We start from the raw sequence: 16874 nt of genomic DNA on the forward strand, positions 1-16874 counted from the left end.
GGGAAGAGGTGCTGGACCGCCTCGACACCCGCGACCGGCTGCTGATCCTGAAGAAGCCCTTCGACAATATCGAAGTCTGCCAACTGGCCAATGCGCTCACGGCCAAGTGGGACATGACCCAGCAGCTGGCGGTGCAGATGAGCGAGCTCGAGGAGAAGGTTCAGGAGCGAACGGTTGAGATCAAGCAGGCCAGCGAAGCGCTGAAAGTGGAAATAGTCGAGCGCAAACAGCTGCAGAGCCAGCTGGTGCAAACCGAAAAGCTGGCCTCCATTGGCCAACTGGCCGCGGGCGTCGCCCATGAGATCAATAATCCGCTCGGCTACGTCTCCTCCAACTTCGGCACGCTCGAGGGTTATTACGCCGGGTTGCTGGAGATGCTGACGGCCTACGAGGCCGTGGAACAGACCGTGGGCACGACTGAGGTCGCGGCCAAGCTGAAACGCTTGCGTGAGCGCGTGGAACTCGACTTCCTCAAGGAAGACATACCGCAGCTGATGCGCGAGTCCAAGCAAGGCATCGCCCGGGTACAGCAGATAGTCGCGGATCTGAAGGATTTCTCGCGGGTCGACTCGAGCCAGGAATGGCAGTTGGCCAACCTGGAGCAGGGCATCGACTCGACCCTCAATATCGTCGCCAGCGAACTCAAGTACAAGGCCGAGGTGGTCAAGGAATACGGCGGCATTGCCCAGATCGAATGCCTGCCGGCGCAACTCAACCAGGTGATTTTGAACCTGCTGGTCAACGCCGCCCAGGCGATGGGAGCCGAGCGCGGCCGCATCAGCATTCGCACCGGCACGGTGGATCAGCGGGTCTGGCTAGAGGTGGCGGATACCGGCCTGGGCATCGCCCCGGACATCCTGCCGCGGATCTTCGACCCCTTCTTCACCACCAAGCCCATAGGCCAGGGCACAGGGCTCGGCTTGTCGCTCTCCTACGGCATAGTACAAAAGCATAACGGCACGCTCACGGCGCACAGCGAAGTGGGGGTGGGCACCACCTTCCGCATGGAACTGCCGATCCGCCAGCCCGCGCCCCAGGAATGACCCCTGGCGGGGCGCTGCCGACTCGCCGGCACTAGCAGGCCGTGCGCCCGGTCACGCTTGGCGCTTCACCCGCAGCGCCAGTTTCGGGCATGCTGTAGGCCAAGAAAGACCGAGGAGCCCGCATGCCCGCCTTTGCTGCAACCGACCACGATCGCCCACTGGAGCTCAGCGACCTGCTGCGCGAGCTGGTCACCCAGGGCCGCGTCGCCCAGGACAGCGCCGAGCAGTGCCTGACGATCCGCCGCAGCTCGCTGAACAGCCAGCAGCATCCCCTGGAATTTCTCGCCGCGCAGCAGCTGGACGACCTGAATCGGCCGGGCAAGAAACTCGACCTGGAAAGCCTGACCGTCTGGCTGGCCGCCCATTGCGGCCAGCCCTATCTGCGCATCGACCCGTTGAAGATCGATGTCGCCGCCGTCACCCCGCTGATGTCCTACGCCTTCGCCCAGCGCCACAAGATCCTCGCCGTGGCGGTGGACAGCGACAGCGTCACCATCGCCAGCGCCCAGCCGCTGGTGCACAGCTGGGAAGCCAACCTGGTGCACGTGCTCAAGCGCCCGATCAAACGGGTGGTGGCCAACCCGGTGGATATCCAGCGCCTGACGGTGGAGTTCTACCGCCTGGCCAAGTCGGTCAGCGGCGCCAGCGCCAGCGACCAGAAGATCAGCGGAGTCGGCAACTTCGAGCAGCTGCTCAACCTCGGCGCCCAGGACCAGGAACCGGACGCCAACGACGCGCATATCATCAATATCGTCGACTGGCTGTTCCAGTACGCCTTCCAGCAGCGCGCCAGCGATATTCATATCGAGCCACGCCGCGAGCAGGGCAGCGTGCGCTTTCGCATCGACGGCGTGCTGCACACCGTCTATCAGTTCCCGCCGCAGGTGACCATGGCGGTGGTCAGCCGCCTGAAGAGCCTGGGGCGGATGAACGTCGCGGAGAAGCGCAAACCCCAGGACGGCCGGGTCAAGACCAAGACCCCGGAAGGCGGCGAAGTGGAGCTGCGCCTGTCGACCCTGCCCACCGCCTTTGGCGAGAAGATGGTGATGCGCATCTTCGACCCGGAAGTGCTGCTCAAGAGCTTCGACCAGCTGGGCTTCTCCCCCGACGACCTGAGGCGCTGGCAGAGCATGACCGGCCAGCCCAACGGCATCATCCTGGTCACCGGGCCGACCGGTTCGGGCAAGACCACCACCCTGTACACCACCCTCAAGCAGCTGGCGACGCCGGAGGTCAACGTCTGCACCATCGAAGACCCGAGCGAGCAGATCGAAGGCGCCTTCAACCAGATGCAGGTGCAGAGCAATATCGACCTGACCTTCGCCAGCGGCGTGCGCGCCCTGATGCGCCAGGACCCGGACATCATCATGGTCGGCGAAATCCGCGACCTGGAAACCGCCGAGATGGCGATCCAGGCGGCTCTGACCGGCCACCTGGTGCTGTCCACCCTGCACACCAACGACGCGCCCAGCGCCATCACCCGCCTGCTGGAACTGGGCGTGCCGCATTACCTGCTCAAGGCCACCCTGCTCGGGGTCATGGCCCAGCGCCTGGTGCGCACCCTGTGCCCGCACTGCAAGGCGCCGCAGGCGCTGAACGAAGAGGACTGGCAGAGCCTGACCAAACCCTGGAACGCGCCGCTGCCGAGCGGCGCCCAGCGCGCCGTGGGCTGCCTGGAATGCCGCGACACCGGCTACCGCGGGCGCGCCGGGGTCTACGAGATCATGCTGATCAACGATGCGATGAAACCGCTGATCAGCGCCGACACCGACCTCACCGCCCTGCGCCGCCACGCCTTCAAGGAAGGCATGCGCAGCCTGCGCCTGTCCGGCGCGCAGAAAGTCGCCGCGGGCCTGACCACCATAGAGGAAGTGCTGCGGGTCACCCCGCAGAGCGAGCAGCGCTGAGGGACAGGCAAAGTGCCAGCACTCGGCTAGACTAGCGGCAAAAGTGATCGAGTATGCAATGAGCGCGAGTCCACTCCGCCTGCACTGGCCCATCTGGTGTGTCTGGCTGTTGCTGTGCCTGTCACCCCAGGCCATGGCGGAAATAGGCGAGCAGGCGCAACCCCTCGGCTCGCACCTTAGCCTGCTCGACACCGCCGAGCCGATCAGCCTCGAGGCCGCCATCAAGGCCCGGGAGGCAGGCGAATTCCGTCCCTCGCAGCAAGCGGTGCCACGCTTCGGCATCGGCACGCCACCACACTGGATCTACTTGCCGCTGCACAATCCCGCCAAGCAGCCGCTCAAGCGCACCCTGCAGCTGGGCGAGGCCTGGATTGATCAAGTGGATGTCTACCTGCTCAGCGATGGCCACCTCCTGCAGCAACTGCGCGCCGGTGATGGACGGCGGCGACTACTACAGGCTACCCCGGGTATGGGTTATCTGCTGGAGCTACAGTTGCCGCCAGGGCGCTCTGAGCTCTATGCACAGGTCTACACGGCCGACCCGCTGATCCTGCCAGTGCAGCTGCTGAGCGATAGCGCACTGCAGCAGGCGCGCACGGCCAACAACTACAGCTACGGTGCCCTGTACGGCTTCCTGCTGGCGCTGCTGGCCTACAACCTGATGCTCTATGCGGGCCTCAAGGATCGCAACCACCTCAACTACTCGATCTACCTCGGCGCCTTTATCCTGCTCAACCTGTCCTACACCGGCCATGCCGGCGCCTGGCTGTGGCCGGATTCGCTGTTCCTCAAGCGCTATGCCAACCCGTTCCTGATGAATGCGATCGCCTGGCTCGGCCTGCACTTTGCCCGCCATTTTCTCGCCCTCAACACCCATACCCCCCGTCTTGCTCGTGCGGTGATGTACGGCGCCTCTTTCGCGATACTGCTGCAGGTGCTGTGCGCCAGCCTAGGCCTGCATGCCCAGGCCCTCTGGGTGGCTTTTGCCAGCGTGCTGATCTACTCCCTGCTGATGGTGCTACTGGGCATAGTCAGCCTGCGCCGCGGCCAGACAGCGGCGCGCTATTTTCTCGCCGCCACCTTGTTCGGCATGCTCGGCACCGCCCTGACCGACCTCAGCGTATGGGGCCTGATCCCCTTCACCACCCTGACCTACCGCGCGGTGGATATAGGCATCCTGCTGGTAGCCACCCTGCTGGCCCTGGCCCTGGCTTACCAGATGCGCCAGCACCAGCGCGCACGGCGCCAGGCGGAAACCCTCGCGCGCATCGACCCGCTAACCGGCCTGCTCAACCGCCGGGCCTTCCTCGAACAGGGTAATGCGCTGTGGGGCCAAGCCATCCGTCATGAGCTACCACTGACCCTGATCATGCTCGACCTCGACCATTTCAAGAACATCAATGACCAGCATGGTCACGACATGGGCGATAACAGCCTGATCGCCACCGCCCAACTGCTCACCCAGCAATGCCGCACAGGCGATATCCTGGCGCGCTGGGGCGGTGAGGAATTTCTCCTGCTGCTGCCGCAGACCACCCTGCAGGACGCACTGGTATTGGCCGAGCGCCTGCGCCAGGCCATCGCCGCACTGGCGCTAGAGGACGCCCATGGCAAGATTGCCCTGAGTGCCAGCTTCGGGGTGATTGCCCGCGAGCAGCAGGCGCAACTGGAGCAGCTGATCAACGCCGTGGATGAACACCTGTACCAAGCCAAGCAGAACGGCCGCAACCGTGTCTGCGGGCCACCGCCCGACTGCGCCTGAGTCAGCGCAGACTGGCGAGCTGCTGAGGCTTGCAGTTGAGATAGGCCGAACTCTGCAACCAACGCGGATCCGGATGCCAGGCGAAGAGAAATTGCCCGCCCTTGAGTTGATCGACCACCAGGCGCGCCACTTCCGGGCGCACCGCCGGGCAACCCAGGCTGCGCCCGATGCGACCCTGGCTGCCGACCAGACGCGGGCTTACATAGTCCGCCCCATGAATGACGATGGCGCGCTCGCGGGCCAGGTCGTTGAGGCCCGGTTCGAGGCCGTCCATGCGCAGCGAATAGCCGTGCTTGCCACGGTAGCTCTCGGCGGTGCGGAACAGCCCCAGGCTGCTTTGGTTGCTGCCCAGGCGATTGGAGAAGCGAGCGGCGAAGTTCTCCCCGGACTGGCGGCCGTGGGCGACGAAGTCGCGCAATAACAGGCGTTGGCGCTGCAGATCGAAAATCCACAGGCGGCGCTCGGTGGAAGGCAGCGAATAGTCGATCACGGCCAGCCGCTGGGCCGCCTCGGCGCCATGATTGACCGCGCACTGCATGGCCGCCAGGGCATGCCGCAGGGCCTGCGGGTTGAGCCCGGGGGCATTGCGCGCCAGCTCGGCCAGCAGCACATCCTTCTGCGCATTGGCGGCGAACAGCGGCGCACAAAAAAACCACAAGCCTGCCAGGCAGAGCCAGCCAATACGTCCAAACATCTGCGCCACCACCTCTATGCCTCGCCAGACGTCCTGTCACAAGATCCAATGTCGAGCCGCTTATACTGGTCACGAAGCACCCTGCTTAGGGTCGCCACGCCAATGGCTGGAGCCGTATATTGCTCAATAAATGTACATCCTACCTGAGCGCCGTCCTGCTCGCCCTGCCGCTGGTCGCCAGCGCCCTGGACGTTCCCCCCACCGACAGCGAGGATTTGCGCCCCCTGCTAGAGCGTTTGTCCGAGCGGTGCGCGCCGCTACCGGCAAGCCTAGACGAGCATGCCCTGCAGCTGCTGAGGAGCTTCTACGGCCTGCGCGACGGCCGCCCCGCCTGGCACGGTCAGGAGCAGCTGCAGCAGCTGCAGCAGCTGCGCGAGCAGATCGCGCAGCTGGCGGACGACGGCCTGCAGCCCCGCGAGTACCCACTGCCCAGCCTGGCTGCCGATGCTTTCGCCGAGCAGCGCGGCTGTGGCGATCTGCTCACCAGCCACAGCTACCTGCAGGCGCTGCTGCATCTGCGCCGCGGCCGCCTGCTGCAGCAACAGCTGGAACCGCTGTGGCACGCCGCGGAGTTGACCCGGCCAGACCCGCAACGGGCGACGCTGTCGCTGGCCCTGCTGCACCTGGACGCCCCCATCCGCGCCTTTATCGGCGCGCGCCCGAGCACCCCAGAGTACCAACGCCTGCGCGCCGCCTATGCGCAACACCGCCAGCAGCCACCGGCCCGTTGGGACGCGCTGCCCGCCGGCCCGTTGCTGCGCCCCGAACGCCAGGACCCACGGCTGCCGGCACTGCGCGCCCGGCTGCTGGCCGAGGGCTACCTGGCTGGAATGGCGGACGACCCCGGCCCGCGCTTCGACCCAGCCACTGTCGCCGCCCTGCAGCGCTTTCAGGCCGACCATGGGCTCAAGGCCGATGGCCTACTGGGTCCGGCCAGCCTGGCCGAGCTGAATCTGGATGGGCAAAGCCGCCGCGAGCAGTTACGCGCCAACCTGGAGCGCCTGCGCTGGCTGGCCGACGATATGCGCAGTGCCGAGGTGCTGATCAATGTGGCCGCCGCCGAACTGCTGCTGGTGCGCCAAGGTCAGGAACTCTGGCGCACCCGCACCCAGGTCGGCCGCCCTGCGCGGCAGACCCCATTGTTGGCGTCGCACATCGCGCGGCTGACGCTCAATCCGACCTGGACTATACCGCCGACCATTCTGCGCGAGGACAAACTGCCACTGATCCGCGAGGACCCCACCTACCTCGAGCTCAACCAGCTGAGCGTGCTCGACCTGGACGGCAACGACCTCGACCCGCAGAGCATCGACTGGGACTACCCCGGCGCCATCCAGTTACGCCAGGCCGCCGGCAGCCATAACCCGTTGGGCCGCGTGGCCCTGCGCTTCGCCAACCCCTTCTCGATCTACCTGCACGACACCCCCAGCCAGCAACTGTTCGACAAGGCGCCGCGCACCTTCAGCTCCGGCTGCGTACGGGTCGAAGCGGTGGACAGCCTGCTCGCCTGGCTGCTGTCGCCTGAGGAACTGGCAAACGTCCAGGCGCGCATCGCCACCGGCGCCACCGAGGAATACCGGCTGCAACGCCCCGCGCCCCTGCTGATCGCCTACTGGACGGTCGAGGCCAGCGACACCGGCCAGCTGCGTTACGCCCCCGACATCTATGGCTGGGACGCACGACTGATCGCGGCCTTGCCGGCGGATACGCGGTAAAGCGGCAGTCCGATAGGGCCGCAGCGATGCAACTGTGCTTAGATATCTGACTATTCCAATCACTCAATGGAGATGCAGCACATGGAAATCGGCAGTGTCATTGTTCTCTTCGTCGGCCTCGCCGTCGCCATCGTCTTTATGGGCTTCAAGGTCGTGCCCCAGGGCTTCGAGTGGACGGTGGAGCGCTTCGGCCGCTACACCAACACCCTGAAGCCGGGCCTGAACATCATAGTGCCGATCATGGACAAGGTCGGACGCAAGCTTAACGTGATGGAAAACGTGCTGGATATTCCGCCCCAGGAAGTGATCACCGCCGATAACGCGACTGTGCAGATAGATGCCATCTGCTTCTTCCAGATCATTAACTCGGCCCAGGCCGCCTACGAGGTGAACAACCTCGAACATGCCATCCGCAACCTGGTGATGACCAATATCCGCACCGTGCTCGGCTCCATGGAACTGGACGCCATGCTCGGCCAGCGCGATGCGATCAACGAGAAACTGCTGCGCACAGTGGATGAGGCCACCGCGCCCTGGGGGATCAAGATCACCCGCATCGAGATCAAGGACATCAGCCCGCCCGCCGATCTGATGGCCGCCATGTCCGGGCAGATGAAAGCCGAACGCATCAAGCGTGCGCAGATCCTCGAAGCCGAAGGCCTGCGCGCCGCCGCCATCCTCACCGCCGAAGGGCAGAAACAGGGCGACATCCTCAAGGCCGAAGGCCAGCGCCAGGCCGCCTTCCTCGAAGCCGAGGCGCGCGAGCGGGCCGCCCAGGCCGAAGCGGAAGCCACGCGCATGGTTTCCGAGGCCATCGCCAAGGGTAACGTGCAGGCGGTCAACTACTTCGTCGCGCAGAAATACATCGAGGCCTTGGGCCAGTTGGCCAGCGCCAATAACAGCAAGGTGATCCTCATGCCGCTGGAAGCCAGCCAGGTGATAGGCGCGGTCGGCGGCATCAGCGAAATAGTCAAAGCCACCTTCGGTGAGAAGAAGGGTTAAGCGATGTGGGAGTCTCTGCAACACCTGTCGCACTGGAACTGGCTGGCCATCGGCACCCTGCTGCTGATCCTGGAAGTCTTCGGCGCCGGCGGCTACCTGCTGTGGATCGGCCTGGCGGGCGCCTGCGTGGGCCTGCTGACCTTCCTCTTCCCTGCACTGCCCTGGACCGCGCAGTTCATCCTGTTCGGCCTGCTCTCGGTGCTCACCGCGGTGCTCTGGTGGCATCGTCAGCGCAGCGCCGCCAAGCCCTCCGATCAACCCGGGCTGAACCAGCGCGGCAGCGAACTGCAAGGCCGTCAGTTTGTCCTGCATGAGGCCATCCTCGACGGCCGCGGCAAGATCAAGGCCGGCGACTCGCTGTGGCTGGTCAGCGGCCCCGACCTGCCGGTCGGCAGCGCGGTCAAGGTGGTCGGCCAGGACGGGGTGATTCTTAAGGTCGAGGCCTGCCAATGAGCCCGCAGCAGATTGCGCCGCTGCCCGCGGCGCAGGATGCGGCCGCCCTGGACCTGCTCGACCAAGCCTTCGCCACGGACCCGACGCTCGGCTGGTATCTGTTCAGCCAGCGCTCGGACTACGCCCAGCGCAGGCGCGCCTACCTGCAGATCTACCAGGACCTGCACCGCGCCAACCGCCTGCCCATTCTGGCGGCCTGGCAGGCCGACCAGTTGCTCGGAGTGAGCTACTACAACCCGGGACGGCAACCCATCGACCCGGACAGCCTGCAGCGGGCCGGCCAGGCCATCCACGAGTACTGCGGGGCGCCCAGCCTGGAGCGCCTCGACCTGCTGCTCGAACACTTCGAACGGCAGCTCGGCGCCACGGACTTCGCCCTGATCGAGTTCATCGGTGTGGCCAGCGGCCAGCAAGGCCGCGGTATCGGCAGCGCCTTGCTGGCGCAGACCCTGGCCGACTGCCGGCAACAGGCTTGCCCCGGGGTGGCCCTGGAAACCGGCGAGGCGCGCAATATCGGGCTATATCGGCGCCACGGCTTTCAGTTGAGTGGCCAGCTGCAACTGCCGGGGTTGCAGCAGCACTACCTGCTACAGAGTTGGCAATCCCCAGCCTGAGCTGAAAAGGCTATATCCCAGGAGCCGAACCTTTGTCGGGTGGCCTCGTAGGTTGGGTTGAGGAGCGCAGCGACGAAACCCAACGGCGATGGTTTGACCGTCATTACCTATTGGTGCCTGATTGGGCTTCGCACAGCTCAGCCCAACCTACTCCCAGCGGCGGCGATCAGGCGTCGCTGTCGGCCGCGGCCTTGTACGCGACGGCGTCGAGCAGCTTGTCCAGCTCACTGGCGTCGCTCGGCTTGAGCTTGAAGAACCAGCTGCCGTATGGGTCGCTGTTGACGCTTTCCGGGCTGTCGGCCAGGCCTTCGTTGATCGCTATCACCTCACCGGAGACCGGCGCGTAGATATCCGAGGCGGCCTTGACCGATTCCACCACGCCCGCTTCCTGGCCCGCGCTCAGACTCTTGCCGACTTCCGGCAACTCGATAAATACCACATCACCCAGGGCTTCCTGAGCGTGATCGGAAATGCCCACGGTAACGCTGCCATCGGCTTCCAGGCGCGCCCACTCGTGGCTGGCGGCGTAACGCAGATCGGCGGGGATAGTGCTCATGTGTCGTTCCTCATCTGGCATGACGGCGACCACGCCGTCATGGAAATTTAGCAGGCGTTAGCCATAGCGAAAGAAAGTCTTTGCCTCATAACGAGTGCAACCGCAGCCAAAGGCTGGCGGCGTTTCCCAGATCCATTGGGGCGCGGGCTTCGGCAGCATCACGCGCGAAGCCCGCAGTAGTTCTTAGATCAGTGCCTTGCCGTTGCGCACAAAGGTGGGTTTGACCACCCGCACCGGGTACCACTTGCCGCGGATCTCCACCTCGGCGCGCTCGCTGGTCGCCGCCGGCACCCGGGCCAGGGCGATGGACTTGCCCAGGGTCGGGGAGAAGCTGCCGCTGGTGATCTCGCCTTCGCCGACGCCGGCCACCCGCACCACCTGGTGGGCGCGCAACACACCACGTTCTTCCAGCACCAGGCCGACCAGCTTGGAGGCGACGCCCTCGGCCTTCTGCTTCTGCAGCGCGGCGCGGCCGACAAAGCCACGGCTGGCGGGCTCCCAGGCGATGGTCCAGGCCATATTGGCGGCCAGCGGGGTGACGCTCTCGTCCATATCCTGGCCGTACAGGTTCATCCCGGCTTCCAGGCGCAGGGTATCGCGGGCGCCCAGGCCTATGGGCACGATACCGGCGCCCACCAGCTCATTGAGAAAGGCCACCACCTCAAAGGCCGGCAGCATGATTTCCAAGCCGTCTTCGCCGGTATAGCCGGTGCGCGCGATAAACCAGTCGCCGTCGGGCTGGCCTTCGAAGGGCTTGAGGCTGTGGATCAGGCTGGCGCGCGACTGGCTGACCAGCTCGGCGGTTTTATTGCGCGCCTGCGGCCCCTGGATCGCCAGCATGGCCAGCTCGCTGCGTTCGCGCAGCTCGACGGCGAAGTCGGCGCTCTGCAGGCGCATCCAGGCCAGGTCCTTGTCGCGGGTCGAGGCATTGACCACCAGCCGGTAACCCGGCTGTTCATCAGAAGAGCCGGTGAGATAGACGATCAGGTCGTCCACCACCCCACCCTGCTCATTCAGCATGCCGCTGTATAGGGCCTTGCCGACGCTCTGCAAGCGCTCGATATCGTTGGCCAGCAAATGCTGCAGATAGGCCTTGGCCTGGCTGCCACTGACATCCACCACTGTCATGTGCGACACATCGAAGACCCCGCAATCGCGCCGCACCTGATGGTGCTCCTCGACCTGCGAGCCATAGTGCAGCGGCATGTCCCAACCGCCGAAGTCGACCATCTTGGCACCCAAGGCGAGGTGCAGGTCATAGAGAGGTGTGCGCTGTCCCATGGGTGTCTCCTTGCGGGCTGGGCAGTGCGGCGGCAACCCGGCGGAGCCCTTAAAACGGGGCGCCGCGCGGGCTATCGAGGTGACGGGCCGCTGCGAATGGCGCGCATTGTAGCCGCAACACCTGGGCGGGTCATCCTGGTCTTGGCTGTACTGACGCAGGCTTAACTCAGCGATTACCAGGCAGCGAGCTTTCGCTCGTCTGGTAAGTTACGCCGCTACGCGGCCCACCCTAGCCAAGCCGCCGCGCCGAGCGGCGGATCAGCAGTATCACCGGCAGCAAACCGACCAGCACCAGGGTCAGGGCCGGCAGCGCGGCGCGCGCCCATTCGCCTTCGCTGGTCATCTCGAACACCCGCACCGACAGGGTGTCCCAGCCGAAGGGGCGCATCAGCAGGGTCGCCGGCATTTCCTTGAGCACATCGACAAACACCAACAGCGCCGCCGACAGCGCGCCGGGCACCAGCAGCGGCAGATAGACCCGGAAGAACAAGCCGAAGCCCGCGACACCCAGGCTGCGCGAGGCCTCGGGCAGCGACGGGCGAATGCGCGCCAGGCTGTTTTCCAGGGGCCCATAGGCCACCGCCATAAAGCGCACCAGATAGGCCAGCAGCAAGGCCGACAGGCTGCCGAGCAGGATCGGCTTGCCGGCGCCGCCTAGCCAGCTGGACAGCGGGATCACCAGCTCGCGATCCAGGTAACTGAAGGCCAGCATGATCGCCACCGCCAGCATCGAGCCGGGCAAGGCATAACCCAGATTGGCCAGGCCGACGGTGGAACGCATCAGCCGGGTCGGCGCCAGGCGCCGGGCGAAGGCCAGCAGCAGGGCCACGCTGACGGTGATCAGCGCCGCCATGCCGCCCAGGTAGAGGGTGTGCAGGATCAGCGCGCTGTAGCGCTCGTCCAGATCGAAACGGCCGCGCTGCCAGAACCACACCAAGAGTTGCAGCACTGGAATCACGAAGCCGCAGGCGAACACCAGGCCGCACCAGGCACTGGCCGCCAGCGCCTGGCCACCCTTGAGGTGGTACAGCGCCTTGCCCCGCGGCCGCTCGTTGACCGGGCGTACCGCACCGCGGGCACGCCGTTCGCCATAGAGCACCAGCATCACCGCCAGCAGCAACAGGCTGGCCAACTGGGTGGCGCTGGTCAGGCTGTAGAAGCCGTACCAGGTCTTGTAGATGGCGGTGGTGAAGGTGTCGAAGTTGAACACCGAGACCGCGCCGAAATCCGCCAGGGTTTCCATGATCGCCAAGGCCAGGCCGGCGCCAACCGCCGGGCGCGCCATCGGCAGGGCCACCCGCCAGAACGCCCGCCAGGGGCTCAGGCCGAGCACCCGTGCCGCCTCCATCAAACCCTTGCCCTGGGCCAGGAAGGCGTTACGCGCGAGCAGGTAGACATAGGGGTAGAACACCAGCACCAGGACTATGATCACCCCGCCGGTGGAGCGCACCCGCGGCAACCGCAGCCCGCTGCCGAACCAGTCGCGCAGCAGGCTCTGCAGCGGCCCGGCAAAGTCCAGCAGGCCGACAAAGACGAAGGCCAGCACATAAGCCGGAATGGCGAACGGCAGCATCAGCGCCCAGTCCAGCCAGCGCCTGCCGGGGAACTCGCAGAGGCTGGTCAGCCAGGCCAGGCTGACACCCAGCCCAGTTACCCCGACGCCCACCCCCAGCACCAGCACCAGGGTATTACCGAGCAGGCGCGGCAACTGGGTCTGCCACAGGTGCGTCCAGATCTGCCGGTCGATCTCATGCCAGCTGAACAGCAGGACGCTCAGCGGCAGCAAGACCAACAGGGCGACGGCAAAGGCGATGGGATACCAGCGACGCTGGGCAGGATGGGCCACGCAGAATCCTCAAGACGAAAAACACAACGCCCCGGACTAAGCCGGGGCGCCGAGTATAACGGCAAGCTGCAAGCTGCAAGCTGCAAGCTGCAAGCTGCAAGCTGCAAGCTGCAAGCGAATCAAGGTGGGCGGTGCCCGCAGCCCGTCAAGGCTCTTTCGCTCTTGCTTGCAGCTAATGGCTTATGGCTTGCGCTGGCGGCCTCCGGCCGCCTCAATTCCAGCCGGCGCGATCCATCAGCATGGTGGCTTCGGCCTGGCGTTTGCCCGCCACTTCCAGCGGAATGGCGTCGGCCTTGAAGCTGCCCCAGGCCGCCACTTCGGCGGAAGCAGGGACTTTCGGGTTGGCCGGGAACTCCTGATTGAGGCTGGCGAACAGGCCCTGGGCTTCCTCGGTGGTCATCCACTCCAGCAGCTTCTGCGCGGCTTCAGCGTGCGGCGCATGCTGGGTCACGCCGGCACCGGACAGGTTGACGTGCACGCCACGGTCGCTCTGGTTAGGCCAGAACAGCTTGGCCTTCAGGTCAGGCTGCTGCTTGTGCAGGCGCCCGAAGTAGTAGGTGTTGACCATGCCGACATCGCACTGGCCGGCATCTATGGCCTGGATCAGCGCGGTATCGTCGGCGAACACGTCGGTGGCCAGGTTGCTCACCCAAGCCTTGATGAGTTCTTCGGTCTTGGCCGCGCCATGGGTCTCGATCAGGGTGGCGGTCAGCGACTGGTTGTAGACCTTCTTGCTGGAGCGCAGGCACAGGCGGCCTTCCCAGCTCTTCTCCGCCAGGGCTTCGTAGGAGCTCAACTCGCCCGCCTTGACCCGCTCGGGGGAGTAGACGATGGTCCGCGCGCGCAGCGACAGGCCGGTCCAGGCGCCGGTGCTGGAACGATACTGCGGCGGGATATTGGCCTCGATCACCTGGGATTGCAGCGGCTTGAGCACGCCTTCCTGCTCGGCCTGCCAGAGGTTGCCGGCATCCACTGTGATCAGCATATCGGCCGGAGTGTTCTCGCCTTCGGCCTTCAGACGCGCCAGCAGCGGGGCTTCCTTGTCGGTGATGAACTTCACCGGCACACCGGTCTTGGCGGTGTAGGCATCGAATACCGGCTTGATCAGCTCATCGATACGCGCGGTGTAGACCACCACCTCATCGGCGGCCTGGACCGCGCCAGCCAGCGCAGTGAGGGTGAGAGCGGCGAAAAAACGCTTGCTGAGCTGCATGGGTACTGCCCCTTGGGTAGACGAGTTGAGAGGCTAAATACTAGTGAATATTATTTAGCTTCTCAACCAGTTATCACCTGGCGCTTGTAACTGGCGCCAGGGTCAGGCCCGCGCCAGCTCCGGCAGGTCCCCCGACAGCCCCAGGGCCTGCCGCACGAACAAGGCCTTGGCCTCGGGCAGCTCGTCGACCCAGTTGAGCCCGGCATTGCGCAACCAGCGCAGCGGCAGCGGGTCGGCCTGGAACAGGCGCTCGAAGCCTTCCATGGCCGCCATCATCGCCAGGTTGTGCGGCATGCGCCGGCGCTCGTAACGACTCAACACCTTCTCGTCACCCAGGCGCTCGCCGCGCTGCAATGCGTGCAGCAGCACCTCGGCCAGCACCGCCACGTCGAGGAAGCCCAGGTTGACGCCCTGCCCGGCCAGCGGATGGATGCTGTGGGCGGCATCGCCGACCAGCACCAGGCCGTCCTCCACATAGCGCTTGGCGTGACGCTGGCGCAGCGGGATGCACAGGCGCTTATCGGTATGCAGCACCTCACCGAGACGGTGCTCGAAGGCGAAGCCCAGGGCCCGGCAGAAGGCCGCCTCGTCCAGCGCCATCAAACGCTCGGCCTCGCTCGGGGTAACCGACCAGACGATCGAGCACCAGTGTTCGTCCGCCGGCCCGGCCAGAGGCAGAAAGGCCAGCGGGCCGTCATCGGTAAAGCGCTGCCAGGCGGTAGCCTGGTGCGGCTTGGCGCAGCGCACGCTGGTGACTATGGCGTGGTGCAGATAATCCCATTCGCGGGTGGCGCACCCGGCCAGGCGGCGCACCGACGAGTTGGCGCCGTCGGCGGCAACTATCAGGGGCGCGCGCAGTTCACGGCCGTCGCTCAGGCTCAGCAGCCAGCCGTCACCGGAACGGCGCAGCCGCTCCAGGCGGGCATTGGCCAACAGACCGACCGCGCTGTCGTGCAGACGCTCAAGCAGGGCATCCTGGACCACGCGGTTCTCGACTATATGGCCGAGTACCTCGGCATGCACGCTGGCCGCACTGAAGTGGATCTGCCCGGTGCCCGAGCCGTCCCACACCTGCATCTCGCCATAGGCGCAGGCGCGTCGCGCGGCGATGCCAGCCCACACGCCGAGGCGGGTCAGCACCCGCTGGCTGGCCACCGACAGCGCGCTGACCCGCGGTTCGAACGGCGCACTGTGATCGAAGGGTTTGACGCTGAGCGGCCCGCCGTCGATCAGCAGAATCTCCAGCCCCTGTTCCTGCAGCGCCAGCGCCAGGGCGCTACCGACCATGCCCGCGCCAACGATAATCAGATCCGCGTTCATCCTGCTTCCTTAAGAGTGTGCCCGACGCACCTTATTGGGGCCGGGTGCCCAGGCCCATGGCCTGGCGAGCGAACCAGCGTTTGGCCGGCGGCAACAGATCCAGGCCGAGCAGGCCGAGGTTGCGCCCGGCAGCCAGCAACGGCTGGCCGCTGCTGAACAGGCGGGTGACCTGGTCGGAGAAGCCCACCGTCAGCTGCTGATCCAGCTGCTGACTGCGCAGATAACCCTGCAGGGTGGCCAGATCGCCCAGTGGCGCGGCGCTGCCGAGCAGGGTCTCGGCCAGCACCTGGGTGTCACGCAACGACAGGTTATAACCCTGGCCGGCGATCGGGTGCAGGCTGTGCGCGGCATTGCCGAGCACCACCAGATGCTGGCGCACCTGCTCCTTGGCCGCCGTCAGGGCCAGGGGATAGAGATGGCGCGTACCGACCTGACGCAGGCTGCCCAGGCGATAGCCGAAGGCCTGCTGCAGCTCATCGAGAAAACGCCCTTCGTCCAATGCCAGCAAGCGTTCGGCTTGCTCCGTGCTGCGCGTCCACACCAGGGCGCAGCGGTTATCCGCCAGCGGCAGCAGGGCCATCGGCCCTTCTTCGGTGAAGCGTTCGAAGGCCAGACCTCCGTGGGGCTCTTGCGGGGTGATATTGGCGATCAGCGCGCTCTGCCCATAGGGCAGATGGCTGACGTCTATGCCCAGTTGCTCGCGCAGACCGGAGCGACCGCCTTCGGCGAGAATCGCCAGGCTGCACTCCAGCGTCGCACCCTCGTCCAGACTTAGCCGATAACCATCGGCCAAGGCCTGCAGGCGCGTTACCTGGGCTGGGCTGCGCCAGTGCACCACCTGCTGATCCATGGCCTGCCACAGGCACTCGCCGAGCCAGGCGTTTTCCACCACATAGCCCAGGGCCGGCACGCCTTCTTCCTCGGCGCTCAAGCGCGCCGCGGCGAAGCGACCGCGATCGGACACATGGATCTGCTGGATCGGCTCGGCGCGCTGACTGATCCGCTGCCACAGGCCGAGGCGCTGATAGATCTGCTGCGAGCCGAACGACAACGCGGTCGAGCGGGCGTCGTAGCTGGGCTGGTAGCCAGAGCCCGGGGTGAATGGCTCGATCAGGCAAATGCGCCAACCGCGCCGCTTGGCTTCGCCTTGCAGGGCCACGGCCAGGCTGGCGCCAACCAGGCCGCCGCCGATAATGGCCAAGTCTACCCGCTCCATCAGATCAGCCTCGCCGAGCAGATAGGCGCCAAGCTGGCACCGAGCCGTTCAATTCCACCGCCGATAATCGCGATATCCACCCGCTGCATAGGTTAGGCCGCCACGGTACGGGCGGCGGCCATCAGCGCCTCGATTTCGGCCACGGTCTTCGGCACGCCGGTGGTGAGGACTTCGCAGCCGCTCTTGGTCACCACCACATCGTCTTCGATGCGCACGCCGATGCCGCGCCACTTCTTCGCCACGTCCTGGTTG

The 16874-nt window shown here is 65.7% G+C and carries 14 protein-coding genes and 1 pseudogene; 7 read left to right on the forward strand and 8 right to left on the reverse strand.

The window, feature by feature from the left end; genetic code table 11:
* From Q8Q83_RS11225 to Q8Q83_RS11235, 3 genes are all read left to right on the forward strand, one after another.
* Window positions 1-1043 (forward strand): ATP-binding protein (locus tag Q8Q83_RS11225; protein WP_305623735.1); only part of this gene is annotated, 1043 nt, incomplete at its 5' end.
* Between the two features lie 122 nt (window positions 1044-1165).
* Window positions 1166-2950: a GspE/PulE family protein gene (locus Q8Q83_RS11230; protein WP_305623737.1), complete on the forward strand. Its 1785-nt coding sequence runs from the start codon at window positions 1166-1168 to the stop codon at window positions 2948-2950.
* A 58-nt stretch (window positions 2951-3008) separates the two neighbouring features.
* A complete protein-coding gene (locus Q8Q83_RS11235; RefSeq protein ID WP_305623739.1) occupies window positions 3009-4712 on the forward strand; it encodes a diguanylate cyclase in 1704 nt (567 codons plus the stop codon).
* Window position 4713: 1 nt separating this feature from the next.
* Here Q8Q83_RS11235 and Q8Q83_RS11240 read toward each other — a convergent pair whose 3' ends face one another.
* Window positions 4714-5406, reverse strand: coding sequence for a murein L,D-transpeptidase catalytic domain family protein (locus Q8Q83_RS11240; protein ID WP_305623741.1), 693 nt, complete (start codon window positions 5404-5406; stop codon window positions 4714-4716).
* A 119-nt stretch (window positions 5407-5525) separates the two neighbouring features.
* Between Q8Q83_RS11240 and Q8Q83_RS11245 the strand changes: the two genes are divergently transcribed.
* The 4 genes from Q8Q83_RS11245 to Q8Q83_RS11260 all read left to right on the forward strand — a co-directional run bounded on the left by Q8Q83_RS11245 (window position 5526) and on the right by Q8Q83_RS11260 (window position 9190).
* Window positions 5526-7121 (forward strand): murein L,D-transpeptidase, encoded by a 1596-nt coding sequence (locus Q8Q83_RS11245; RefSeq protein WP_305623742.1) that lies wholly within the window; start codon window positions 5526-5528, stop codon window positions 7119-7121.
* A gap of 81 nt (window positions 7122-7202) precedes the next feature.
* Window positions 7203-8123 carry an SPFH domain-containing protein gene (locus Q8Q83_RS11250; protein WP_305623744.1) on the forward strand — a complete coding sequence of 307 codons (921 nt, stop codon included), beginning with the start codon at window positions 7203-7205 and terminating at the stop codon, window positions 8121-8123.
* Between the two features lie 3 nt (window positions 8124-8126).
* Window positions 8127-8576: an NfeD family protein gene (locus tag Q8Q83_RS11255; RefSeq protein WP_305623746.1), complete on the forward strand. Its 450-nt coding sequence runs from the start codon at window positions 8127-8129 to the stop codon at window positions 8574-8576.
* On the forward strand, window positions 8573-9190 hold the full coding sequence (locus Q8Q83_RS11260) for an N-acetyltransferase (protein WP_305623747.1): 618 nt from the start codon (window positions 8573-8575) through the stop codon (window positions 9188-9190). The genes Q8Q83_RS11255 and Q8Q83_RS11260 overlap by 4 nt, the downstream gene beginning before the upstream one ends.
* 166 nt (window positions 9191-9356) lie before the next feature.
* Here the strand turns inward: Q8Q83_RS11260 and gcvH are convergent, their stop codons facing one another.
* The 7 genes and pseudogenes from gcvH to Q8Q83_RS11295 all read right to left on the reverse strand — a co-directional run.
* Window positions 9357-9746 (reverse strand): glycine cleavage system protein GcvH, encoded by a 390-nt coding sequence (gene gcvH, locus Q8Q83_RS11265; protein WP_305623748.1) that lies wholly within the window; start codon window positions 9744-9746, stop codon window positions 9357-9359.
* Window positions 9747-9929: 183 nt separating this feature from the next.
* Entirely contained in the window at window positions 9930-11027 is a 1098-nt protein-coding gene (gene gcvT / locus Q8Q83_RS11270) for a glycine cleavage system aminomethyltransferase GcvT (protein WP_305623750.1), read from the reverse strand.
* A gap of 229 nt (window positions 11028-11256) precedes the next feature.
* On the reverse strand, window positions 11257-12873 hold the full coding sequence (locus Q8Q83_RS11275; protein ID WP_305623752.1) for an iron ABC transporter permease: 1617 nt from the start codon (window positions 12871-12873) through the stop codon (window positions 11257-11259).
* A gap of 211 nt (window positions 12874-13084) precedes the next feature.
* Entirely contained in the window at window positions 13085-14086 is a 1002-nt protein-coding gene (locus tag Q8Q83_RS11280) for an extracellular solute-binding protein (RefSeq protein ID WP_305623754.1), read from the reverse strand.
* Window positions 14087-14188: 102 nt separating this feature from the next.
* Window positions 14189-15406, reverse strand: coding sequence for a 2-octaprenyl-3-methyl-6-methoxy-1,4-benzoquinol hydroxylase (locus Q8Q83_RS11285; protein ID WP_305623756.1), 1218 nt, complete (start codon window positions 15404-15406; stop codon window positions 14189-14191).
* Window positions 15407-15437: 31 nt separating this feature from the next.
* Window positions 15438-16622 carry a 2-octaprenyl-6-methoxyphenyl hydroxylase gene (ubiH, locus tag Q8Q83_RS11290; RefSeq protein WP_305623757.1) on the reverse strand — a complete coding sequence of 395 codons (1185 nt, stop codon included), beginning with the start codon at window positions 16620-16622 and terminating at the stop codon, window positions 15438-15440.
* Between the two features lie 92 nt (window positions 16623-16714).
* Window positions 16715-16874: pseudogene (locus Q8Q83_RS11295) on the reverse strand (Xaa-Pro aminopeptidase); the annotation flags it as partial.

Source organism: Pseudomonas sp., from assembly GCF_030696055.1.
GTDB lineage: Bacteria > Pseudomonadota > Gammaproteobacteria > Pseudomonadales > Pseudomonadaceae > Aquipseudomonas.

Bases quoted from the DNA above. Each gene is read 5' to 3' on its own strand.
- Q8Q83_RS11230 (WP_305623737.1), top strand. From the start codon at position 1,166: ATGCCCGCCTTTGCTGCAACCGACCACGATCGCCCACTGGAGCTCAGC.
- Q8Q83_RS11235 (WP_305623739.1), top strand. From the start codon at position 3,009: ATGAGCGCGAGTCCACTCCGCCTGCACTGGCCCATCTGGTGTGTCTGG.
- Q8Q83_RS11240 (WP_305623741.1), bottom strand. From the start codon at position 5,406: ATGTTTGGACGTATTGGCTGGCTCTGCCTGGCAGGCTTGTGGTTTTTT.
- Q8Q83_RS11250 (WP_305623744.1), top strand. From the start codon at position 7,203: ATGGAAATCGGCAGTGTCATTGTTCTCTTCGTCGGCCTCGCCGTCGCC.
- Q8Q83_RS11255 (WP_305623746.1), top strand. From the start codon at position 8,127: ATGTGGGAGTCTCTGCAACACCTGTCGCACTGGAACTGGCTGGCCATC.
- Q8Q83_RS11260 (WP_305623747.1), top strand. From the start codon at position 8,573: ATGAGCCCGCAGCAGATTGCGCCGCTGCCCGCGGCGCAGGATGCGGCC.
- gcvH (WP_305623748.1), bottom strand. From the start codon at position 9,746: ATGAGCACTATCCCCGCCGATCTGCGTTACGCCGCCAGCCACGAGTGG.
- gcvT (WP_305623750.1), bottom strand. From the start codon at position 11,027: ATGGGACAGCGCACACCTCTCTATGACCTGCACCTCGCCTTGGGTGCC.
- Q8Q83_RS11280 (WP_305623754.1), bottom strand. From the start codon at position 14,086: ATGCAGCTCAGCAAGCGTTTTTTCGCCGCTCTCACCCTCACTGCGCTG.
- Q8Q83_RS11285 (WP_305623756.1), bottom strand. From the start codon at position 15,406: ATGAACGCGGATCTGATTATCGTTGGCGCGGGCATGGTCGGTAGCGCC.
- ubiH (WP_305623757.1), bottom strand. From the start codon at position 16,622: ATGGAGCGGGTAGACTTGGCCATTATCGGCGGCGGCCTGGTTGGCGCC.